Source organism: Paenibacillus sp. J22R56, assembly GCF_056269375.1.
On sequence record NZ_JBWDNV010000013.1, the window covers coordinates 1 to 22261 of the forward strand.

The 22261-nt window shown below is 44.5% G+C and carries 18 protein-coding genes, 1 rRNA gene and 3 pseudogenes; 16 read left to right on the forward strand and 6 right to left on the reverse strand.

The genetic code is table 11. From position 1 onward, the window contains the following. Positions 1-108 (forward strand): 23S ribosomal RNA (locus tag AC0YNT_RS27165); the annotation flags it as partial. 360 nt (positions 109-468) lie between these two features. After that, entirely contained in the window at positions 469-1107 is a 639-nt protein-coding gene (locus AC0YNT_RS27170; RefSeq protein WP_475807427.1) for a cell wall hydrolase, read from the forward strand. 46 nt (positions 1108-1153) lie between these two features. On the opposite strand, the gene AC0YNT_RS27175 is transcribed toward AC0YNT_RS27170, so the two are convergent. Further along, positions 1154-2500 carry an Nramp family divalent metal transporter gene (locus AC0YNT_RS27175; protein WP_475807428.1) on the reverse strand — a complete coding sequence of 449 codons (1347 nt, stop codon included), beginning with the start codon at positions 2498-2500 and terminating at the stop codon, positions 1154-1156. A gap of 304 nt (positions 2501-2804) precedes the next feature. Then, positions 2805-3008 carry a hypothetical protein gene (locus AC0YNT_RS27180; RefSeq protein WP_475807429.1) on the reverse strand — a complete coding sequence of 68 codons (204 nt, stop codon included), beginning with the start codon at positions 3006-3008 and terminating at the stop codon, positions 2805-2807. A 207-nt stretch (positions 3009-3215) separates the two neighbouring features. On the opposite strand from AC0YNT_RS27180, the gene sigK (AC0YNT_RS27185) reads away from it, so the two are divergent. From sigK (AC0YNT_RS27185) to AC0YNT_RS27195, 3 genes are all read left to right on the forward strand, one after another. Further along, the gene (gene sigK, locus AC0YNT_RS27185; RefSeq protein ID WP_015845870.1) at positions 3216-3914 is read left to right on the forward strand and encodes an RNA polymerase sporulation sigma factor SigK; all 699 of its coding nucleotides are present in this window, start codon (positions 3216-3218) and stop codon (positions 3912-3914) included. A gap of 21 nt (positions 3915-3935) precedes the next feature. Further along, on the forward strand, positions 3936-4109 hold the full coding sequence (locus tag AC0YNT_RS27190; RefSeq protein ID WP_475807430.1) for a hypothetical protein: 174 nt from the start codon (positions 3936-3938) through the stop codon (positions 4107-4109). A gap of 175 nt (positions 4110-4284) precedes the next feature. Beyond that, positions 4285-5043, forward strand: a complete 759-nt coding sequence (locus AC0YNT_RS27195; RefSeq protein WP_475807431.1) for a GT-D fold domain-containing glycosyltransferase — start codon at positions 4285-4287, stop codon at positions 5041-5043. A 450-nt stretch (positions 5044-5493) separates the two neighbouring features. Here the strand turns inward: AC0YNT_RS27195 and AC0YNT_RS27200 are convergent, their stop codons facing one another. Next, entirely contained in the window at positions 5494-5625 is a 132-nt protein-coding gene (locus tag AC0YNT_RS27200) for a hypothetical protein (RefSeq protein WP_475807432.1), read from the reverse strand. A 231-nt stretch (positions 5626-5856) separates the two neighbouring features. Between AC0YNT_RS27200 and AC0YNT_RS27205 the strand changes: the two genes are divergently transcribed. The 5 genes and pseudogenes from AC0YNT_RS27205 to AC0YNT_RS27225 form a co-directional block, all read left to right on the forward strand. Beyond that, the gene (locus AC0YNT_RS27205) at positions 5857-7833 is read left to right on the forward strand and encodes an alpha-amylase family glycosyl hydrolase (RefSeq protein WP_475807433.1); all 1977 of its coding nucleotides are present in this window, start codon (positions 5857-5859) and stop codon (positions 7831-7833) included. A 45-nt stretch (positions 7834-7878) separates the two neighbouring features. Continuing rightward, positions 7879-8348 (forward strand): annotated as a pseudogene (sigK, locus tag AC0YNT_RS27210) (RNA polymerase sporulation sigma factor SigK); the annotation flags it as partial. Positions 8349-8983: 635 nt separating this feature from the next. After that, on the forward strand, positions 8984-9853 hold the full coding sequence (locus AC0YNT_RS27215; protein WP_475807434.1) for a helix-turn-helix domain-containing protein: 870 nt from the start codon (positions 8984-8986) through the stop codon (positions 9851-9853). 72 nt (positions 9854-9925) lie between these two features. Beyond that, positions 9926-11305, forward strand: a complete 1380-nt coding sequence (locus AC0YNT_RS27220) for an ADP-ribosylglycohydrolase family protein (protein ID WP_475807435.1) — start codon at positions 9926-9928, stop codon at positions 11303-11305. 33 nt (positions 11306-11338) lie between these two features. After that, positions 11339-11587 (forward strand): annotated as a pseudogene (locus tag AC0YNT_RS27225) (hypothetical protein); the annotation flags it as partial. A 246-nt stretch (positions 11588-11833) separates the two neighbouring features. On the opposite strand, the gene AC0YNT_RS27230 reads toward AC0YNT_RS27225, so the two are convergent. Then, positions 11834-12769: a helix-turn-helix domain-containing protein gene (locus AC0YNT_RS27230; RefSeq protein ID WP_475807436.1), complete on the reverse strand. Its 936-nt coding sequence runs from the start codon at positions 12767-12769 to the stop codon at positions 11834-11836. 123 nt (positions 12770-12892) lie between these two features. Here AC0YNT_RS27230 and AC0YNT_RS27235 point away from each other — a divergent pair, with 123 nt between their 5' ends. From AC0YNT_RS27235 to AC0YNT_RS27255, 5 genes and pseudogenes are all read left to right on the forward strand, one after another. Further along, the gene (locus AC0YNT_RS27235) at positions 12893-14350 is read left to right on the forward strand and encodes an alpha-L-fucosidase (RefSeq protein ID WP_475807437.1); all 1458 of its coding nucleotides are present in this window, start codon (positions 12893-12895) and stop codon (positions 14348-14350) included. A gap of 48 nt (positions 14351-14398) precedes the next feature. After that, positions 14399-14656 (forward strand): beta-xylosidase family glycoside hydrolase, encoded by a 258-nt coding sequence (locus AC0YNT_RS27240; RefSeq protein ID WP_475807438.1) that lies wholly within the window; start codon positions 14399-14401, stop codon positions 14654-14656. A 448-nt stretch (positions 14657-15104) separates the two neighbouring features. Further along, positions 15105-15642, forward strand: a pseudogene (gene sigK / locus AC0YNT_RS27245) (RNA polymerase sporulation sigma factor SigK). A 217-nt stretch (positions 15643-15859) separates the two neighbouring features. Next, positions 15860-16783 (forward strand): sulfate adenylyltransferase subunit CysD, encoded by a 924-nt coding sequence (gene cysD, locus AC0YNT_RS27250; protein ID WP_243865218.1) that lies wholly within the window; start codon positions 15860-15862, stop codon positions 16781-16783. A 1-nt stretch (position 16784) separates the two neighbouring features. Further along, positions 16785-18446 (forward strand): GTP-binding protein, encoded by a 1662-nt coding sequence (locus AC0YNT_RS27255; protein WP_475807439.1) that lies wholly within the window; start codon positions 16785-16787, stop codon positions 18444-18446. Positions 18447-18987: 541 nt separating this feature from the next. Here the strand turns inward: AC0YNT_RS27255 and AC0YNT_RS27260 are convergent. Further along, on the reverse strand, positions 18988-19848 hold the full coding sequence (locus AC0YNT_RS27260; protein WP_475807440.1) for an EamA family transporter: 861 nt from the start codon (positions 19846-19848) through the stop codon (positions 18988-18990). A gap of 15 nt (positions 19849-19863) precedes the next feature. Next, positions 19864-20817, reverse strand: a complete 954-nt coding sequence (locus AC0YNT_RS27265) for a metallophosphoesterase family protein (RefSeq protein ID WP_475807441.1) — start codon at positions 20815-20817, stop codon at positions 19864-19866. 251 nt (positions 20818-21068) lie between these two features. On the opposite strand from AC0YNT_RS27265, the gene AC0YNT_RS27270 reads away from it, so the two are divergent. Continuing rightward, positions 21069-21839, forward strand: coding sequence for a DeoR/GlpR family DNA-binding transcription regulator (locus AC0YNT_RS27270; RefSeq protein ID WP_167276623.1), 771 nt, complete (start codon positions 21069-21071; stop codon positions 21837-21839). The last annotated feature ends 422 nt before the right edge of the window (positions 21840-22261 follow it).

Consider the following 22261-nt stretch of genomic DNA (forward strand, 5'->3'; position numbering starts at 1 on the left):
TTTCCCAATTAGTAAGACCCCTTGAAGACGACGAGGTTGATAGGTTCGGGGTGGAAGCACAGCAATGTGTGGAGCTGACGAATACTAATCGGTCGAGGGCTTATCCTAAAATACCTTGCATGTTAATTGCAAGTGATATAAATTGCTTAACTTTCATTCATTCGCATCCAGTTTTCAAGGCGTAAGCCAAGAAAAGTCTGTCGCATTAGCGGCAGGCTTTTTTGTTATTTTAAGAGGCTTGAAGGAAAGTTAAAAGATATTAATAATCATTTCAACCCTCTGATAACTTAATAATAATACGAATTATATATTAAATAACGAGTATATTCATGGAAGAACATCATAGAATGAGAATTATATTAGAACAGATTAGAATATTCTAGTTAATTATGATGTTCAGGATAGTTATGGTATACTCGTGAGCCCAAGAACAACTTAGGCTATTTACATTCTGGAGGGATTTGCTTGATGAAACGAAAGTTAGGATTACTTGCTCTAACGATGCTGATGGCATCGATCTTCTGTCTGCCATTTCAGGCTTCAGCCGCATCATTAACCGTAGGCAGCAAAGGTAGTGAGGTTGGAGATTTACAGGAAAGACTCTACATGCTGGACTATTATAAAGGTTCAATTACAAAATACTTTAGCGCTTCGACGAAATCGGCTGTTGCAGCTTTTCAAAAGGGAGCAGGCCTGAAAGCTGATGGTGTTGCGGGTTCCGTTACGCTGCATGCACTGCATAAAGTTACGGTTGACCGCTCCGACTTATCTCGAATGGCGAGAGTGGTGAATGCAGAGGCGAAAGGTGAAAGCTACAAAGGGAAAATCGCTGTAGCTGCTGTTATTTTGAATCGTACCAAGGCTAATGGTTTCCCAGGTACAATTCGCGGCGTTATTTTTGCACCTAGCGCTTTCAGCGTAGTGAGTAACGGACAGTTCTGGGATATGCCAACAGTCAGTGCACTAGATGCATCAAAGGATGCTGCAAAGCGTATAGATCCAACGCATGGAGCATTGTATTTTTACAACCCTAAACTTACCGATTCCAAGTGGATGAAGTCTCGTCCAGTAACAGTGAAGATCGGGAATCATGTCTTCACGAAATAAAGAGAAAAGCCTGTCGTTACGATTACTCGTAATGACAGGCTTTATTTTATCCGAAGAAGGTTTTGTAGAGCAGGTAAGCATTCAGTCCAATAATGACTATGGCTACGAACCAGGCTAGCAGCTTTACCCAGAGTGGATTAACGAACGTACCCATTTTCTTCTTATCACTTGTAAATTGTATGAGAGGAATGACGGCAAAGGAGAGCTGGAATGACAAGATAATCTGGCTTAAGATCAGGAGATCCGTTGTACCACTTTCTCCGTATATGGCTGTTACGATGACGGCTGGAATAACGGCGATGAGCCGTGTCATCAAGCGGCGGAGCCAGGCGGCAATCCGAATGTTCAGGAATCCCTCCATGACGATCTGGCCGGCTAGAGTGCCCGTTAAGGTAGAGTTTTGACCGGATGCAAGGAGAGCAACTCCAAACAAGACCGAGCCAACTGCTGTTCCAAGCAAAGGTGTCAACAAATCATAAGCCTCGCTAATGTCAGCTACCTCGGTCATGCCCGCTTTGTTAAAGGTTGCAGCAGAGATGATCAGAATGGCAGCATTGATAAACAGGGCAAAGAACAAAGCAATTGTAGAATCCCATGTTGCATATTTTATCGCTTCACGTTTACCAAGCTCTGTTTGCTCGATGCGCCTAGTTTGAACGATAGAGGAATGCAGATACAGGTTATGCGGCATAACCGTTGCACCGAGAATACCGATCGCGATGTATAGCATAGTTGGATCCATTATGATGTGATGACTAGGAATAAATCCAGCAAATAAGGCGGATGTGTCTGGCTTAGCGAAGAAAATCTCCGTAATAAAACATGCGCCAATCGTGAAAATAAGAACGATAACCAAGGTCTCAATATAACGGAAGCCTTTGTTCTGAAGCAGCAGTACGATAAAGACATCAAGTACGGTTATAATGACCCCATATATGATCGGGATTCCGAATAATAAATTTAACGCGATGGCTGAGCCAATAACCTCGGCTAAGTCACAAGCTGCAATCGCGAGCTCACATAGGATCCAGAGCCCGAATACGACTGGTTTGCTGTAATGATCGCGGCAAGCCTGCGCCAAGTCCCGGCCTGTTACAATCCCAAGCCTGCCTGCCAATGCCTGCAGAAGGACCGCCATCAGATTGGAAATGAGGATAACAGACAGTAAGGTGTAGCCAAACATGGCACCTCCTGCAATATCCGTGGCCCAGTTTCCTGGATCCATGTAGCCTACAGCAACTAAGTAACCTGGTCCTGCGAAGGCGAGGAATTTTTTAAGCCATGAGCCTTTCATTGGAATACGGAGCGAGCCATGCACCTCGGGGAGAGAAGGCTGAGAGCCTTTTGTTCTCCAAGCATCATCTTGCGAGCCTGTAGCAGATGGTCCTACCATCGTGAATCACCTCTTGTCTTTTCCTTAGACTAATAATGTTGCCTTAGTGCAACTTATTTTGTAAAAAAAACCACATACATAGGTGTATGTAGGAATGTTCTGAATGTTGCTATAAATTTATTGTACCAGTGCAACTTTTTTTGTCAATGACAACTTTTTCGTAAAGATCAAAAAGGTCATCTATAGTGATGGATTAATGGGACTTGTGTGGATGAAGTTATACTGCCCCATTTTGCTAATCAATACTCTATGTAAGTGATGTATAGGCAAAAGGCTGCTCCGCTTGGGAACAGCCTAAACTTGATTATTGGTGTTTATGAGTAGGAAGCTCCTCATAGTGGCTATCAAATGATTCTTGAACATGATCGACGATTTCTTCAACAGCATCGCTGACCATATCCAGAGGTCCTGAGCTTTCATGGTTCTTTGGCGTATTAATACCTGCAACGGTATTGGATGTTTCATTATACATTTCGTTATGTTCATCATCGTGCTTCTTTTTGCTCATGTTAGACAGCCTCCTTTTGCACGTCACTCTGCTACTGGTCTTGAGGTAGTTTACCCGATTTGAGGAAAAGCCAAACAGATGTCATTCGACGAATTTCTACGTACATGCACTTCTAGGCCGTGGCCTACATACAATGTAGAACCGACTTCATCGTGAACCAGTGGTATGTCATGCCCCTGGTAATCCAGCTTATGGGGGTGCAGGAATATGGGACTGTTTGCTGCAATTGCTTTGTTCATTAAGCAGCTGTCGCTGCTCGTATCGTACGTGAAAAATAATGCTTTTCCGCAGCCGCTTCATGAAGAGGAAGAGATGAAGCATCTGCAATTGATGGCAGAAGGCAATGCGCATTCGCGCAATCTGTTGATTGAACATAATTTGAGGTTAGTCGCGCACATTGTAAAAAAATTCGATAACACAGGCGAGGATCTCGAGGACCTAATCTCGATCGGTACCATCGGGCTAATTAAAGCGATCGAAAGTTTTCAGACGGGTAAGGGGACGAAGCTCGCGACATTCGCCGCTCGTTGTATTGAGAATGAAATACTTATGCATTTACGCTCTTTAAAGAAGACTAGGAAAGACGTTTCTTTGCATGACCCTATTGGTACGGACAAAGAAGGCAATGAAATTACCTTGATCGACATCCTCGGTACTGAAGCCGATGATGTCGTTGACCGGGTGCAACTGAAGATCGAGAAGAGCAAGATCTACCGCAACCTCGATATACTCGATGAGCGGGAGCAGGAAGTGATCCGCGGCCGGTTCGGCCTGGATCATGGTGGGGATGAGCGGACGCAGAGGGAGATTGCAAAGGAGCTGGGTATCAGCCGGAGTTATGTTTCGCGGATTGAGAAAAGGGCGTTGATGAAGCTTTATCATGAGTTTTATAAGGCGAAGAAGTGAATTAATTGAGGGAGCAGGGAATTGGTTGATAATAATACATTAATGTCTGACTATACCTCCAAGATCGAAGCTGCACAAACAAAAGGCGACATTACACAAGATCAAGCAATTAAGAAAAAGCAGGCTGTGATGAAGGATGTTGAGGACTTCGTGGATCATACACAGACAAAGATTGAGCTAGAAGCTAAAAAATAAGTTAAGTATGAAGGCTGCCGGCGACGGCGGCCTTTTTAATTAGACATATCGGGGGGATTAATGAAGTAATTAGGAAATAAGACATGCTAAAAGCCAGGAATCAACAGGAACATACTCGTCAGTTTAAAATGTGCTCTGGTTTATCTCATCTCACTCAATTAAACATACATTAATTATGAAATATGTCAGAGTAGTATTTATTAAAAAAATTATAGAGAGAGGGATATATACGAATAAATATCTCACGTGGAAACAAGTTTTGGAAAAGGTGAAGTATGCTTTAGACCGTAGAAAACCTTTTTCATTGGTTAGAATTGGCGATGGAGAGAATATTTGCTTAGCACAAAACTCGGTATGGCCCATACGCGATGTTCTGAAAGAACCTTGGACAATAAGGGCCAATCATGGAGAGAAAGGTGTGAATTTACCTAATATTCGTCTAAGAAATGAGCTTGTTCAAGGGATTAGAAATGCAAATGTTGTAGGCATTCTACCATTTAACGATAACAGAATTCATGCTCCAAAGAGACTTAAAAGAATTTTAACAAACAAAGTTTTCACTCATTTTAATCTCTCACCACGTTTTACATGTGATGCCTGTATTAATCGCTATATTCCTAAATACAATGCTTTTTGGGGCGTTCTGAAAAACAGAAGAATTCTTCTCATTTCACAACACGCAAATAAAATGAAACAAGTACTCGTTAATAAATATAGTTTAAATATAACAGGAACCATATTATTTTCGGATTATAGACAGACTAATCGGGTATTAGAGGAAGTTGAGGTGCTGAAAAACAAATTTGATTTAGTACTCATTTCAGCAGGCGTAAATGCTGTTATTCTAGCACCAAAGATAGCTCGAAAGACGGGGAAAGTTGCAATCGATTTTGGTCAAGGACATAAAAACTTTATGAAATCCCGGAAAGTTTGAATATCACGCTTCATGTAAAAAGAATGAGAAAGGTGATGACCAAGTAAAAATAGTATTTTATTTAAAAGTCGCATGATATGCGGCTTTTTTGTATTCTTCGCAGAATTAGGATAAATTTGTACTTCTCATTAGAGTATTTTCATAGATAACGATATTTAGAAAATGAGCAGATTTGAATTGAACGCTATAAAGGAGTTCTAAAAGAAGTTACTTCATTCTCATGTTGAGATGATCGAAGCAACCAAATCTCAATCCGTCCCGGAGTGGACTAGCGGTCTAAAGGCATTGGCCCATCAAATGATCCTGTTTGTCGTTAAGGATGAAGTTGAACTTTATTTCGGAGAGCACATTGAGCAAATTGAAAAAGATGCTCTTTTTTTTATTTCTACCTGATACGGCCGACACGCTTGATTAGTTGACCGAAAGCCAATTTTTGCAGAATAACAATAATTACAACTGTCGTTGAAGTTCCGCTAGACTTACTTCCACAACTTTTATTCCCACAGCTCTTATGCCCAGAACTTTTATTTCCACAGCTTTTGTTTCCACAACTCTTGCTCCCTGAACTTTTGTATGAGACATCTTATCTCCTCCATTTTCCAATACTTTACATCATATAGATCAAATGAAACTTGATGTCAATGCTTTCGAGGAAATCTATTGTAAAGATCATTTGATGAGCTCCCATTTTTATTGAATTAATGTTAAGGGCAGGAGTGTTTAACTACTGGGCGAATAATTCTTTATAGAGCAAGAGAGAACGCACCAAGAGATGCTGCAAATGTACCATAGATACAATAGTGAGGTGTGACTATGGAAGTTGTGACGATAAACGAATCATTAAAAATTTTGGAGATTGACCAGTGGCTGGCACCGTTTGAGGGAGACTTGCGGCTGCGGATGTCGGAATTTGAGCGGACGAAAAATCGGCTGTTGAGTGGTGAAAATCAGACACTTTCGGATTTTGCGAATGGCTACAAATATTTCGGTTTTCATCAGGACGGCGACTGCTGGACTTTCCGTGAATGGGCGCCGAATGCGGAGATGATGTATCTGGTCGGCGATTTCAACGGCTGGAATGGGCTTTCGCACGAGATGACGCGGCTGAATGGCGGTGTTTGGGAGCTGCGCATGCCGGGCAGTCTACCAATCGGCTCGAAGGTTAAGGTTCAGCTGATCGTGGATGGTGAGCCGCTCTATCGCGTGCCGAGTTACATCAGCTACGCCATACAAAATGATAATTATCAATTTGATGGTGTGATTATGCAGCCAACCTATCAGTTCAAAAATGCCGCGCCCGACCTGTCAACTGAAGCACCGCTGATTTATGAGTCACACATTGGTATCTCTTCAGAGGAGCATAAGATCAATAGTTACGAGGAATTTACGCGCGATGTGCTGCCGCGGATCAAGGCAGCTGGCTACAACACGATCCAGCTAATGGCGATTATGGAGCATCCGCTCTACGCGAGCTTCGGCTATCAGGTATCAAATTTTTATGCAATCAGCTCCCGTTTTGGAACGCCTGACGAACTGATGGAATTGATCGACACAGCGCACGGGCTGGGGCTGCGTGTCCTATTAGACGTCGTCCATTCGCACGCGGTGAAAAATGTGGGCGAAGGACTGAATTTATTTGACGGCACGACGTCGCAATATTTCCACGAGGGCGATCGCGGAGAGCACGAGGCTTGGAACACAAAGCTTTTTAACTATGGAAAGGACGAGGTCATTCATTTTCTGCTATCGAATCTGAAATTTTGGCTCGAAGTTTATCATTTTGACGGCTTCCGCTTTGACGGCGTGACGAGTATGCTTTACCACCATCATGGGCTCGGGACCGGCTTTGACAGCTATGAGAAATACTTCTCAATGGATAAGGACATCGAGGCAATCATCTATCTGATGCTCGCAAATGAGCTGATCCGCGAGGTCAATCCATCAGCGCTGACGATTGCTGAAGATATGTCTGCGATGCCAGGTATGGCGCTCCCGCTGGCTGATGGTGGCATTGGATTTGACTATCGTCTGTCCATGGGCATTCCTGACTACTGGATCAAGCAGCTCAAGACGAAATCGGATGATCAGCTGGACCTGATGGAGCTTTGGTGGGAGCTGACGACGCGGCGGCCAGGAGAGAAAAATATCGGCTATGTGGAAAGTCACGATCAGGCGCTTGTCGGCGACAAGACCCTCATGATGTGGCTCGCGGATGCTGAGATCTACTATTCGATGGATGTTCATTCGCAGTCGCTGATTATTGACCGTGCGATCGCGCTACATAAAGTTTTGCGGCTTGTCACTTTTTCGCTTGCAGGCGAGGGCTATTTGAACTTTATGGGCAATGAATTTGGCCATCCCGAATGGCTCGATTTTCCGCGCGAGGGTAATGGCGACTCGTTTGACCATGCGCGGCGGCAATGGTCGCTTGCGACCAATCCAGAGCTTCGCTTTCAGTATTTGCTCGGCTTTGACAATGCGATGATTGCGCTGGAGCACGATTCAAAATTTTTACAGAAGACCGCAAGCCTGCAACAGAAGTGGATTCAAAACGACGATAAATTGCTAGCCTACCAGAAGGGCGATTTACTCTTTGCTTTCAATTTCCATCCGACGGACACGAAATTTGTCAGTTTTGACTCAACGCCTGTTGAACTGATTTTTGATACGGACGACGCGCGTTTTGGCGGTTTTGGACTGCGCTCGCAGTTCAAATGGGCGGCTGGTAAGCTCGAATTACAGCTCGCTAGCCGTACGGCGATGGTGTTTAGGGTGATGTATCAGTTGTAAAACTTAAATTACATTGGGTTGTGTTCATAACGTCTGATAATACCGGGGGAAGATCTTGAGGATCTGATCTCCATCGGGACAATCGGATTAATCAAAGCGATCGAAAGCTTTCAAACAGGAAAAGGAACAAAGTTGGCCACTTTTGCCGCTCGTTGTATTGAGAATGAAATACTTATGCATTTACGCTCTTTGAAAAAGACTAGGAAAGACGTTTCTTTGCATGACCCTATTGGTACGGACAAAGAAGGCAACGAAATTACCTTGATCGACATCCTCGGCACGGAGGCCGATGATGTTGTGGACCGGGTGCAACTCAAGATCGAGAAGAGCAAGATATACCGTAACCTCGATATACTCGATGAGCGGGAGCAGGAAGTGATCCGCGGCAGGTTGGGGATGAGCGGACGCAAAGGGAAATTGCGAAGGAGCTCGGTATTAGCCGGAGTTATGTGTCAAGGATTGAGAAGAGGGCGCTGATGAAGCTTTATCATGAGTTTTATAAGGCGAAGAAGTGATACTGATTGTTTGAACCAATTAAAGTAGCGAAGAGGTCAGGGGTTCGAGCCCTGGGCTCCACCATAATAAAGTATTCAAAACCCTTGTGAATCAAGGGTTTTTCTTTATTTTTGGAAAGATGCTCATTAGCAAAAGAATATCTGTATATGGTAATAGGGGACGGATTTGAGACGATTTGATGATTTTCAATTATAAACGGATTGGCTAACGTTAGGCTCACTATTAGCATTTTTGGGCTTTTAACTGGAATTGATGGCTCATTTAGAGATCAGAACAACCCAAAGGATTTAAATTCAATACAACACAAGGGGAGCTGACATGATGTTCAGCCCCGTTTTCATGATAGGTGTGGGTTTAGTGTAAAGTCAAAGTGTATGACTCGATCGTACGTCATTAAGAGCTATCCTCCGTTTCAAGGAAGCGGTGGAGATGATCAATTCGGACTGGGGAACGAAACTAGTGTTCAAGATGTAACGCGACAGCAGTCATTTTCGGCTGCTGTTTTTTTATTTCTTATATGATGAATTCAGGGGTTGAGAAGAAATAACTCCTTGATATGATGGTAATAGACCCACGAAGCAGGTTGAATCAACAATACACTATAAATCACCTTTGAACGGGAGTTGTAACTTAAGTGCGCTTACAAATCGACTATGAGCACGAAATTCCGGTTAATGCGTTTATATGGATCCCTGAATCGATTAAAAAGCCTCTTCATTATCACACAAGTTTGGAGATTGGATGTTGTATATCCGGCGAAGGAGAGTTCTATTTCGGGTCTAAGAAGTATTCCGTCGTTCAAGGAGATATCTTTATTGTTAATCATATGGAGATGCACATCGCTCGTTCGGCAGAGCATAATCCCAGCACGTTTTTGTTTATTAATTTTGATCCAAACCTATTATTGGTGGAGGATGAGCGTCTTTTGCTTCCTTTCTCTATACCTTCAGAGCGTTTTCAGAACCTTATTCCGGCAGTAAACGAGTTGTCTAAAAAGATGTTCTCAATAATGAAGAGCATCTGGAGCGAGCTTGAGAGCAAACAGGAAGGATATCAGATCATGGTAAAAGGACTTTTGTTACAGCTTTGTTCGCATATCCTTCGACATTATTGTTCACAAACCGACCCGGAAGCCTGGAAGAAGCTCGCTGTAGCTTTTTCGAAGTTTCGGCTGCTTTCCGACTATATGAACAGTAACTTTAATGAACCTTTAGATTTAAATCAGCTTGCTAATGTGCTTAAAATAAGCCCCTCAAGAGTATCGCGATTATTTCAAGAAGTATTAGGGAGAAGCTTTAAGGAATATTTGTTATTACTTCGCCTCACTGAAGCTCGACGTCTTCTTATCAGAGCAGATCTGTCCATTACGGAGGTTTGTTTTGCAAGCGGATTTCAGAGCGTTTCTTCTTTTTATCGTTTGTTTGCTGCAGCGGAAGGGGTATCACCTATGAACTATAGAAGCAAATATTCTGGAGTTGCAATTTTTGAGAATGAAGAACTTTGAATTGGGAAGCCAACTGCCGTGTTTTTATATATGATCGATAGTAAATGTACCAAAGAAGGGAAGGAAAACTTAATGGCAGGCTGGGATCTATTACAATCGCTCGTTAAAGAAGAAGTTGTTCAAAGAACGGAAGAAGGTTGCAAGACAAAGGGATTTGATCAGAAAGTAGAGGAAGCGGGAGACAATGAACGACAGCTTATAAGCTTGTACCAAGAGTTATCTAAGCTGCAGGTTCGTTCAGACTTCCCTTACGAGGAACCGTCAGATCTGGAGCATATCCGCAGGCTTCGCCCGGAAGGTCCTCGCAGCTTGCAAACAGGATGGTCGGAACAGGAGTGGCGCAATAAATTTAAAGGGGCGTGGTTGGGTAGAAGTGTTGGCTGTGCCCTAGGCAAGCCATTGGAATGCTGGCCATTCATGGCCGGAACCAAGGATAATCCTGGATGGAGGAATATACAACGCTGGTTTGAAGGAGCAGGTGCATGGCCTATTAAAGGGTATACTCCGATTGAATCGCCAGGAGCTAAGGCATTAGGATTGGAACTGGCTCATTACGGTTTGAAAAGCACACGTGAACGTATTGCTTTTATGGAAACCGATGATGATATCCGTTATACGGTTCTTGGATTAATGATGTTAGAAGAGAAAGGGCTCGAGTGGGATTCATGGGATATCGGCAAGCTTTGGCACAATAAGCTCACCTACTCTCAAGTATGCACAGCTGAAACGCAAGCTTATTTGAATTTTTCTCAAATCACTTCTCATGTTAGGGCTGACAGACCAGAGGATTGGAAGAACAAGCTGGAATGGGTTCGTATGCATTTGAATCCATATCGAGAATGGATTGGGGCTCAAATTAGGGTAGACGGATATGCATACGGAGTAGCCGGAAGACCGGAGCTTGCTGCAGAGCTGGCTTGGCGGGATGCTTCATTCTCACATATAAAGAATGGCATATACGGGGCTATGTTTGTAGCGGCTATGATTTCCGCGGCTTTTGTAGAAAAAGATCCACGCCGAATTGTTGAGATTGGTCTTAGCGAAATTCCAGCGACATCCCGGCTTGCAGAAGATATTAATAAGGCAGTAGAAATTGCTACATCCACGAACGACCAGCTTACGCTTGTAGCACGGGTTTGGGAATCATTTAAACACTATAACCCCGTTCATACGAATAATAACGCTGCGCTTGTTGCTGCTTCTTTGATATTTGGTGATGGAGATTTTGAGAGATCCGTCACTACTTCGGTATTAGGTGGTTGGGATACAGACTGTAATGGCGCTACGGTTGGATCAATTATGGGGGCTTTATTAGGGGCAGAAGCTATTCCTTCTTATTGGACTGCCCCATTAAACAATACGTTGTTTGCTGATTTAATTGGTTTTGATCCCATTACCATCTCCAGTTGCGCAGATCGGAGTTATCAAGTATTTCGTAAGTTGTCGAAGTAATTAGCATAATAGAAATATATACCGTCCTAAAAAATTCATTTACGTTCGCTTAAGAAAACACGCAAGGTTGTATCCTAGCATGACCCGATTGGTACGGATAAAGAAGGCAACGAGATTACATTGATTGACATCCTCGGCACGGAAGCCGATGATGTCGTGGACCGGGTGCAGCTGAAGATCGAGAAAAGTAAGATCTACCGCAACCTCGATATCCTCGACGAACGAGAACAGGAAGTAATACGCGGCCGGTTCGGCCTGGATCATGGCGGGGTCAAAAGAACATTGAAAAGACAATCCATTCTTTAATGTGGATTGTCTTTTTTTAACAGCAAACTAGCTGTTAAGAGGTTGGGTGAAAATATGTTCTGGATCCATGAAGCGGATGCGACCATGAAGGTCGCCGCTGAAATGAAAATTAAGCAGACCCTAATGATATAGACATGATTGGGTCGCTGCATCCTGTTGGAAAGTTAAATACTTCCGTACTTCCCTTAAGACGGCCACGTTCATGGACAACCGCAACAGGCTTTAATCACGCTCGAAGCGAATATCTTCGGGGTTTGTTCGGGTTCGTGCCCGATAAGTGCTGGGCGTTACCCCGTGCCGTTTTTTAAAATGCGATGTGAACGACTCGGCGGAATGATATCCGACTTCTTCGGCAATTGCGCCGATTGTCATCAAGGTTGCATCAAGCAAGCGAGCCCCTTCCTGCAGACGGGCTTCTAGCAGTTTTTCACGCAGGGACATCCCGAATTGCTTGTGAACCGCACGTTCGGTTTGCCTGATGCTAAGGCCGAGCTGATCGGCAAGCGTTTTTATCGTGATGTGTTTATAGTTATACAAGATGTTGTTCTCGATCAATACCATTCGTTTATCATCCAGCGTCTTCAGCGGTGCAGTCTGCAGCGTCGGCCTATTGTTCGTATAGTCCCGGACTAGACCGATGACGATCTGCTCCAATAGGATCGTTATGCTGCGCCGATAGCCAATAGAGCGGGCGTTTATCTCCCAAGCCAGCTTCTCGAACACATGCTGCAATTGCTGGCTGTCCTGTCCAATCCAGAATGGCGTGTCCAAGAATAATCTCGCTATTTCGCCGATATCCTCGGAATCGACTCCGCTTCTCCAGTACAACGGCTCACGGTAATGGCGACCGCTAGGGAGCGCCTCGAAAAAAATACAATACTCAAACATCGGGTCGGACGGATCGGTGATCTGCTCATGGCCGATTCCCGGTCCTGTCATGTATAAAATGCCGGGTGACAGCGGGAATTCTCTTCCTTCTGCAATCAGGCGTCCGTGGCCGGACGGAATGTAATGGAGCTCAAAACTGCCGTTACTGTGACGATGCTCGGGCATTGACTGGTGGAAGAACCCCGATTTAATATATAGCACGTTCAAAACAAGCTTCCCAAGCATGATCTTGAGATCCAGATTATCTAATAGAATCATTGGATGCCCCATTGGAAGCCCTCCTATCTGTATCATTGCGACATCTTTGTCCAGATGGACGTCGCACTTCCCTCTATCCCGCGCTATTTCGGGTGGCTATGATTGGATTATAGCACATGCGAAAGGAGTATAAAGATGGATAGAAACGTATATTTAAAACGAATTGACGAGGAGGTCGCATCGGGCAACTTCAGCGACGACTGGGATTCGCTCAGCGGTTTCCGTGTTCCGGATTGGTACAAAGACGCAAAGTTTGGCATTTTTATTCACTGGGGAGTCTACGCCGTACCGGCTTTCGCCAATGAGTGGTACCCGCGAAATATGTACATCCAGGGCACACGAGAATTTGAACATCACCGCGCGACGTACGGCGACCATCAAACGTTTGGCTACAAAGATTTTATACCGCTGTTTAAGGCGGAGAAGTTTTATGCGGACGAATGGGCCGAATTATTCGAGCAAGCGGGAGCACGGTATGTCATGCCGGTTGCGGAGCATCACGATGGCTTTCAGATGTACAAGAGCGAGCTGTCCAGATTTAACGCATTCGAGATGGGACCTAGGCGAGATGTGCTGGCAGAGCTCAAATCGGCTGTTGAGGCACGGGGATTAGTTTTTTCCGTGTCGTCCCACCGGGCCGAACATTGGTTCTTCATGTCGCATGGCAAAACTTTTGAGTCGGACATCCGCGAACCGCTTGCATGCGGTGATTTCTATTGGCCTTCGATGGCGGAACCTGATCATCAGGATTTGTACGGTTCTCCGCCGACTAAGGAATATTTGGAGGATTGGCTGCTTAGGTGCTGCGAATTGGTCGACAATTACCGGCCGAAAGTCTTTTACTTCGATTGGTGGATCCATACGGCAGCCTTCAAGCCATACCTCAAGAAATTCGCGGCGTACTATTACAATCGCGCGGCCGAGTGGGGATATCAAGGCATTATCAATTACAAGCACGATGCTTTCAAGTTCGGTTCTGCGGTTCTTGATATCGAACGGGGCCAGTTCGACGATCTGCAGCCGTTCTATTGGCAGACCGACACCGCCGCGGCGCGTAATTCTTGGTGCTATGTGGAGGGAATGGATTACAAATCGTCCGTAGAGATTATTCAGGATCTCGTTGATGTGGTGAGCAAGAATGGCAACCTGTTGCTCAACGTTGGACCCAAAGCCGACGGTACGATTCCGGAAGGCGACCGTCAAATTCTTCTCGATATCGGCGGCTGGCTAAAGAAGAATGGTGAGGCGATCTACAGCACGACATTCTGGCGAACGTTCGGCGAAGGGCCTACGGCTGTGGAGGAAGGGCAGTTCACGGATGGAAAGGCGAAGCTATTCACCACCGAAGACATCAGGTTCACAATGAAGGGGAGCGCTTTGTATGCACATGTTCTGTCTTATCCGGACGATGGGGTCGTGAAGATCAAATCGTTGAAGGAACGGGCACACCTATTCCACGGCATCATTCGCGAAATCGATGTATTAGGGTTTGATGAGAAGCCGATATGGGAAAGGACCGAAGAGATGTTAGTTATCCGAACGAGAGAGGTGCGCAGCTCCTATCCTGTTGTCTTCCGCATTCGCGTTGATTAAGGCTGATTACCCTGATTGATATGCTAGGCACGGAGGCCAATGATGTGATTGAATCATCAGCCGAAGGCCGGCAAATGGTCGTTAACGGAACGGCCCAGCTATTTGCGTCTGTATGCATGCCGTCCCATCGAAAGGGACAATTTTTTCACCGTAAGCAACGTCATTTCACACAGAGCGTTTAGAACCGTTCACAATACTGTAACCGCAAAAATAGATCTAAGCGGTATGGTTGACGAACAAGAAGCGGGTCTTTGTCATTTTTCACAAACCTATTGCACGATTGGGGTTCAACAGCGGAAAGTTTAGTTATGAGGCTGCTGAAAGCCGTAAGATGCGGTAACCAATGTGAATTAGGATCAAGACTAGATCATTGGTTCCCTCGTAATGATTCAGTTTCCTCACTCAGACTCATGAATTCGCAGGATTTCATCCTTAAGTTAAGTCGAAGAGAGGGATGATTGGGGGAGCTGGTGGCTAGGAGATAGAGAACTGGGCATGAGGAAATAAAGAACTCACAAAGCCTAAACGTAAAACCGAAGAAAGAGGATAAACCTTTGCTGTGTACTGTTGAAATAGTTGTGTATTATTAATTCTTGAACCTTGATGATCCTCGTGACCATCAAGGCTTTTCTTTTGTCCGCTATCTGGTGCGTTATTTGGTTACATCGGTTTGTCTTCACAAACTCGAAAAGGAAATTTGCCATGAGATGAACCCAGTTGGGCGTCCTCGCATAGATTTAATCTATAGCTAGAGATAAAAATTACATCGGATCGTGTTCGCATTGTCAAAAAATTCGACAATACCGGAGAAGACCCCGAAGATCTGATCTCCATCGGGACAATCGGATTAATCAAAGCGATCGAAAGCTTTCAAACAGGAAAAGGAACAAAGTTGGCTACATTTGCTGCTCGCTGTATTGAGAATGAAATACTTATGCATTTACGCTCTTTGAAGAAGACTAGGAAAGACGTCTCTCTACTTGACCCAATTGGTACAGATAAAGAAGGTAATGAAATTACGTTGATCGACATCCTGGGCACAGAGGCTGACGACGTTGTTGACCGGGTGCAACTGAAGATCGAGAAGAGCAAGATCTACCGGAACCTCGATATACTCGACGAGCGGGAGCAGGAAGTGATCCGTGGCCGGTTCGACCTGGATCATGGTGGGGATGAGCGGACGCTGCGGGAGATTGCGATGGAGCTGGGTATCAGCCGGAGTTATGTTTCGCGGATTGAGAAAAGGGCGTTGATGAAGCTTTATTCATGAGTTTTATAAGGCGAAGAAGTGACCTTATGATACTGAAGCAAAAGGACGCCATCGAGATGATCTCACTCGATCCGTCCTTTTTTTGCTTGTTTTTGAGCTTCAGATGCCGACTTGAACCAGTCAATGGCTCAAAAAAATAAAAGAAAATACTTTATTCCACTTTGCATAAAAGTGAAAATCTGATACCATATAGAATATAGTCTATAGATTTAGTAAGGATTAAAGGGAGGCACTTTTTCATGGACAATTTGATGCTTGATTCCATAGATGCAACAACACATCTGGATCAACTCGAGGCTGAAGCGATTTATATTATTCGAGAAGTAGCGGCGGAATGTGAAAATCCCGTGATGTTGTACTCGATCGGCAAGGATAGCTCTGTGATGCTGCATTTGGCGCTGAAAGCATTTTATCCAGAGAAGCCGCCGTTTCCTTTCCTGCATATCGATACAACGTGGAAGTTCAAAGAGATGATTGAATTCCGCGACCGCAAGGCGAAAGAATTCGGAATCAAAATGCTTGTTCACTCCAATCAGGAAGGGATCGAGCAAGGGATCAACCCATTTGATCATGGTTCCGCATATACGGATATTATGAAAACCCAAGCCCTGAAGCAAGGCTTGGACAAATATGGATTTACAGCTGCTTTTGGCGGCGGAAGACGTGATGAGGAAAAATCACGTGCGAAGGAGCGGATTTTCTCATTCCGTAATAAGAATCATGCCTGGGATCCGAAAAATCAGCGGCCGGAAATGTGGAAGCTTTTCAACACCAGAATTAACAAGGGTGAAAGCATGCGCGTATTCCCGATTTCCAACTGGACGGAAAAAGATATCTGGCAATACATTCGCAGAGAGAACATTGATATTGTTCCCCTCTACTTTGCGAAAGAAAGGCCTGTCGTCAACCGTGATGGGCAGATGATTATGATAGATGATGAGCGAATGAAGCTCGAGCCAGGTGAGAAGATTGAAATGGCAAAGATGCGGTTCCGCACATTAGGCTGCTATCCGCTGACTGGCGGTGCCCCGTCAGAGGCAGACACGCTGGATGCTATCATCGAAGAAACGCTTGGTGCGGTATCCTCCGAACGGACAACAAGGGTTATCGACCAGGAAGAAGCGGGAAGTATGGAAAGACGCAAACGGGAGGGCTATTTCTAAGATGAAGAGTCTGCTTAAGTTTATTACTTGTGGAAGTGTGGATGACGGAAAATCCACCTTGATTGGACATATGCTTTATGAGGCTAAGCTCTTGTTCGCCGACCAGGAGAGAGCGCTCGAGCTGGACAGCAGGCTGGGCAGCCGTGGCGGCAAAATTGACTACTCCTTGCTTCTTGACGGGCTGATGGCGGAACGTGAGCAGGGGATTACGATTGACGTGGCTTATCGGTATTTTACAACGGATAACCGTTCGTTCATTGTAGCGGATACGCCAGGGCATGAAGAATATACACGCAACATGGCCGTAGGCGCATCCTTTGCTGATCTTGCCGTTATTCTGGTGGACGCTACTAAAGGGATTATTACTCAAACGAAGCGTCATACCCGAATTTGCGCCCTTATGGGGATTAAGCATCTGGTTTTGGCAGTAAACAAAATGGATTTGGTGGATTTTGATTCGGATAAATTTGATGAAATTAAAGAAGAATTCTCTCGCATTACCACTGAATTCCGGTTTGAGAGCATTCAGGTAATCCCTGTTTCTGCAACAGAAGGGGATAACATTACGAAGAAATCGCCTAATACGCCTTGGTACAAGGGGCTTGCTTTGCTGCCGTATTTGGAGAGTGTTGATGTTCATGCAAGCGATGAAGTGAAGCCATTCATGATGCCCATTCAGCGAGTATGCCGACCGGACCACACCTTCCGCGGATTCCAAGGCCAGATAGAAGCCGGGAGCATCGCAGTTGGCGATGAACTGACAACTCTGCCTAGCCATGAGAAGGCAAAGGTCAAGCGAATCTTAGTAACAGATCAAGACAGGAATTCGGCTCATGCGGGACAACCTGTCACTATTCAATTAGATCGCGAAGTCGACGTTTCAAGAGGTTGTGTGTTTACGAAGGACAATCAGCTTCAAGAAGCTGACAGCTTTAGCGCCACGATTCTTTGGATGGATGATTCTGTCCTGACGCCGGGCAAAGATGTTCTGGTGAAAGTTGGTACTAAGATTCTTCCTGGTACGGTGACGGCAATCAATTACAAAATTGATGTGAATACAGGCAATACGGTTACAGCCGATCATGTGGTTAAGAATGAATTGGCTAAATGTGAAATTTCATTATCGGATGGTATTGTTTTTGATAAGTTTGAAAAAAATAAAAGCATCGGTGGATTTATTCTCATCGATCGTGTAACAAATATGACATCCGCTTGCGGCGTCATTGATGAAGCTCTTCAAAGCTCTTACATTGTTGACCGAATGGATACGGAAATCACACGAGATGTTCGTGCCCAGCAAAAAGGACAGCAGCCATTAACGCTTTGGCTTATTGGTTCAGTTGTAGGCAATACGGCTCTTGCGAAAGAAGTCGAGAAAAAGTTGGTAGCGAGAGGCTATCATACGATGTTGATCGATAACAGCTTAGGTGAATCTGTGCGGCAACTCGCGGGTTATGCCACATTGCTAAACGATGCGGGACTTCTTGCATTGGTACCAGCTGGTTCTACGAACGACAACGACCAAGCCATTGCGCAAGAAATCATTGGTCAAGCCTTTTTGCCAATCGAGGCTGCTATCAACAGCTCTTCGATCGAGGAAGCGGCAAAAGATATCGTAAAGCGTGTTGTGAAGGCTCTCATTCCAGATAGTTATACCATATAAAAATAAAAGCGCCGAAAAGTCCTAAGGACTTTATCGACACTCTGAGAGCACTGTTAACGCAGTGCTCTTTTTTATTTCAAAGATATAATCCCTTTCCTTCCTCGACAAGCTGGGCTCGCGGAAGCCGGATGAAGATACGCCCAATAAGGATCATGTCGATGAGGGGACGGGTCAAAAGGAACCAACGCTTCCTGAGATTAAAACCATAGTTACGGAGGTGGAAATGTGTTTTGTTCATTTTACTTTGGAGGCAACTCTGAATTTAGTGAATTTAAGAAAACGATTATAAGACTGCTGCAAGGAGGCGAGATCGTAGATACGGATGATAATCTCACAGTTTCTTGTGATGGATTTACGCCAGTGAAGATCATAGTATTGAATTGAAATTTAATGTTTATATTGACGTTATTGTTTCCTATACGAATTGGGCATGTTGTAACTGTTGATGAAAAGAAATTAAGTGGAGAAAAAGGGTTTCCTTTTGGCGCATTGGGTATTGATCTTGAGTATCAAGGGTTTTTTTGTTTGAACAAGATAACTTCTAGCCCCAAAAACTAATCGTGAGAATTCCTATTAAAATGATGACCGAGCACAATATCCGTAAAGTACCCTGCTTCTCCTTAAGGACGACAATGCCTAGAAACGTGGCAAATACGGTGCCAATTTCACGCATTGGGGAGATATGGGCAACGGGTGCGTACTTCATTGCGAAAAGGAACAATAAATACGATCCTGGATTGAGAATTGCTCCGAATAAAATGATCCTACTGTTTAATTTCCATTCCATGCGAAGTTGTTTGGAGGCTATAACGGTTGGTGTCAATGCCGCGACGAAACCGATATTAGTCACCTCAAGTAAAGAGATCGCTGAAATATGTTCAAGGTTGAGCTTATCTACGAAGACATAGCAGGTCGTGCATAAGCCAACACAAAGCGCCATAAAGAAAGGTTTAACGGACCCAATGGAAGCTGAACGTGATCTTACTCTGGTGAAAATGCCGCTGAGTGAAACGAAACCAATGACCATACAAAGCAGTCCAATCCATCCATATACCGATAAGGATTCACGAAGGAACAGGACACCAATAATGGGAACGAATAAAGTACTGGTACCTCTCATAATCGGATAGATTTGCGACAAATCACCCATGTTGTAGGTACGTGCTAACAAGAGAGAATAAACGGCCTGCAAGCAGGCAGATAACAGCAGAAGGCTGTAGGACGATAAGGATAAAGGATGAAGCCATAATTCTCTTATTAAATAAGGAAGAAGAACGATGGTGGTTACCATAAGGATGGACCATAAGAAGACGCTTTTGTTATGACTGCTTTTTGTGAATAAACTCCAAATGGCATGTGCTAAGCCAGAAGCGATGACTAGCAGCGTTGCGACGATGATCAAACCATTACCTCCAAGTTAAGAACCAGGGATGTGTTCAGGCTGCTCGGTAATAACTGTGCCGTCAGCAAGTCGCAGCCACATCTCGAAGTTATGCTCGTCTTCTCGGAGTCGGATCATTCTTGCGCCTCGTTGAAAACCCTCTTTTCCATACGTGTTATAGCCGCTGGCTCTGCCGTAACAAAGACGAATCCCGTGCAGATCACCCCAATAATCGTTGATATGATCATGGCCAACGAAGGTTCCAACGATATCGCCCATCTCAAGCATAGCTGCAAATAGGCCTGAGTTCACTTGGCTGCTGGAGACACTAGCCTCATAAAAGTGCCCATAACAAGTTTTGGTGTCCCACACCTCTTGATATTCTGGGAAGGGAATATGGAAGAAAGCGAGAGCTGGCAAAGGCTGTTCAGCTGAAGTATCTCCAATCTGTAGAGATTCTTTCTTGTACCATTCAATCTGATCGCTGCGAACCCAATCATATCCTTCAATATGGGGAACGGGTGAATAAGCACCTGAATCAAAAAAGTAAAGGTTGAATTTGCTTTGCCCTGCAGCATTTTGAATGGACAACCGGTAATTCCCTTCTCCGCTAACCTCTACCGGGCCCCGCTGGGTAACCGTATGGGGATATTCCAGAACGGCATGGATGAGCTCTTCTCTCGTAATGATCGATTCCGTGTCATGATTGCCGAACACGATAGCCCATGGAATCCCGCGAGTCTCTACGGAGTGGACTGCTTCTCGTAATGCACCTAATGGGTCCTCGCACACGAGATCACCTGGGGCTACCTCACCGGTATAGATGACATCACCTGTAAAAACAACAAGATCTGGCTGTTCAGCATCGAGGATGTCCTCCATGAGACGGCGTGTCTTCTGATCTAGCTCACCGTTATCTTTCCAATGTAAATCAGTGAATTGCGCAATCGTAAAGGTGTGATTCTCGCGAAAGACGAGTGAATGTGGCACGATAAGCCCTCCATGTTTATATTTAATGATGTCAAAACCATTCTTTAATCATGTTGAATTGTGTTGTTTTCATGTTGTTTTATGAAAATTGTAGCGCCGCTAAATCAGACTGTCAACCAGAAATTCTGATAACGTTCCGCTGCAAGAGGAATCAGCTGATGAGTTGACATCCTGTACCCCTGCTTCTAAAATGATGAAAACAACACAAAACAACATTAATAAGATGAAATCAGTCAAGTAGGAGGCTCCTGATGTCATTAACGTTTGAAGATCGCAGGATGACGATTCTGAATCATTTGGAAATGGAAGGAAAAGTGCAGGTGCATCACCTGTCTGAGCTGCTCAGCGTTTCAACGGAAACGGTGCGGCGTGATTTGGATCGACTGGAGAAGGAGGGCAAGCTTCGCAAGGTGTACGGGGGCGCGGTCAAAATGCGCATGGAGCTTGTCGAGCCGCCTTTTCTGAAGCGGACCCAGATGATGAAGACAGAGAAAATGTCCATTGGTAAGCTGGCGGCTTCTTTAATTAAAGACGGCGAAACGATTATGGTGGATACCGGAACGACGACAATTGAGATTTTGCCTTATTTAAAGGATCGAACGAACATTACTTTGATCACGCACTCGGTCCCGGTACTTAATTTAGCGATGGAAACGTTTCGTGGGAAAATTATTTTTGCAGGCGGGGAAGTAAATCAAGAGTACCAAGCGACAACAGGCTCCCTGACCGATCAGATACTGGATCAATTTAAAGTGAACAAAGCGTTTATTTCGGTGGGTGGCATTTCACTTGTAGATGGCATTACGGACTACCATTTAGCTGAAGCGACCATCTCGCGGAAAATGATGCAGCGGGCGGAAGAGTCTATTGTGGTTGCGGATCACTCCAAATTTGGGATGTCCACGTTTTCCAGAGTATCGAGGCTAGAGGAGATTTCAATGCTGATCACGGACGCAGGTTGCTCCAAAGAATGGGTAGATACGATGGAAGCGCTTGGTATCGAGGTGCGAATTAGCGAGTAGGATTTGAAGTAGTAGCATGAGTTTTATAAGGCGAAGAAGTAGCTCATAAAAATTATAAGAAATAAATGACAACTCTCTTCTGCAATGGGAAGAGGGTTGTCTTTTGTATTTGCGCTATAAAAACCACCTGAGGTATGTGCGGGCAAACCTACCTACCTACAATTACTGAGGTATATTGTCAATTCTTGAACAGGTTGTTTCTCTCCTATCTTGGATGTAAAATTTCGGTGAAATCATGTAGCTTTACATCAATTTTAAATTACAACGAAAGGGTGCTCATTGTCTGCTTGTAAATTTAGATCGGTCAATACATTAATTTCTTTAAAAGGTAAAGAAATGCTTTTGTATGTAAAAAAATGAACATTGTTTTTTTATTTGGTGTTGTTTCAGGTCTAATTAAAGGTTTTACAATGAATAAATGC

Coding starts and splice junctions, on each gene's coding strand:
- AC0YNT_RS27200 (WP_475807432.1), bottom strand. CDS start 5,625: ATGTCTCATACAAAAGTTCAGGGAGCAAGAGTTGTGGAAACAAAAGCT.
- AC0YNT_RS27205 (WP_475807433.1), top strand. CDS start 5,857: ATGGAAGTTGTGACGATAAACGAATCATTAAAAATTTTGGAGATTGAC.
- AC0YNT_RS27235 (WP_475807437.1), top strand. CDS start 12,893: ATGGATAGAAACGTATATTTAAAACGAATTGACGAGGAGGTCGCATCG.
- AC0YNT_RS27175 (WP_475807428.1), bottom strand. CDS start 2,500: ATGGTAGGACCATCTGCTACAGGCTCGCAAGATGATGCTTGGAGAACA.
- AC0YNT_RS27270 (WP_167276623.1), top strand. CDS start 21,069: ATGTCATTAACGTTTGAAGATCGCAGGATGACGATTCTGAATCATTTG.
- sigK (WP_015845870.1), top strand. CDS start 3,216: ATGGGACTGTTTGCTGCAATTGCTTTGTTCATTAAGCAGCTGTCGCTG.
- AC0YNT_RS27170 (WP_475807427.1), top strand. CDS start 469: ATGAAACGAAAGTTAGGATTACTTGCTCTAACGATGCTGATGGCATCG.
- AC0YNT_RS27195 (WP_475807431.1), top strand. CDS start 4,285: ATGAAATATGTCAGAGTAGTATTTATTAAAAAAATTATAGAGAGAGGG.
- cysD (WP_243865218.1), top strand. CDS start 15,860: ATGGACAATTTGATGCTTGATTCCATAGATGCAACAACACATCTGGAT.
- AC0YNT_RS27255 (WP_475807439.1), top strand. CDS start 16,785: ATGAAGAGTCTGCTTAAGTTTATTACTTGTGGAAGTGTGGATGACGGA.
- AC0YNT_RS27180 (WP_475807429.1), bottom strand. CDS start 3,008: ATGAGCAAAAAGAAGCACGATGATGAACATAACGAAATGTATAATGAA.
- AC0YNT_RS27220 (WP_475807435.1), top strand. CDS start 9,926: ATGGCAGGCTGGGATCTATTACAATCGCTCGTTAAAGAAGAAGTTGTT.
- AC0YNT_RS27230 (WP_475807436.1), bottom strand. CDS start 12,769: ATGGGGCATCCAATGATTCTATTAGATAATCTGGATCTCAAGATCATG.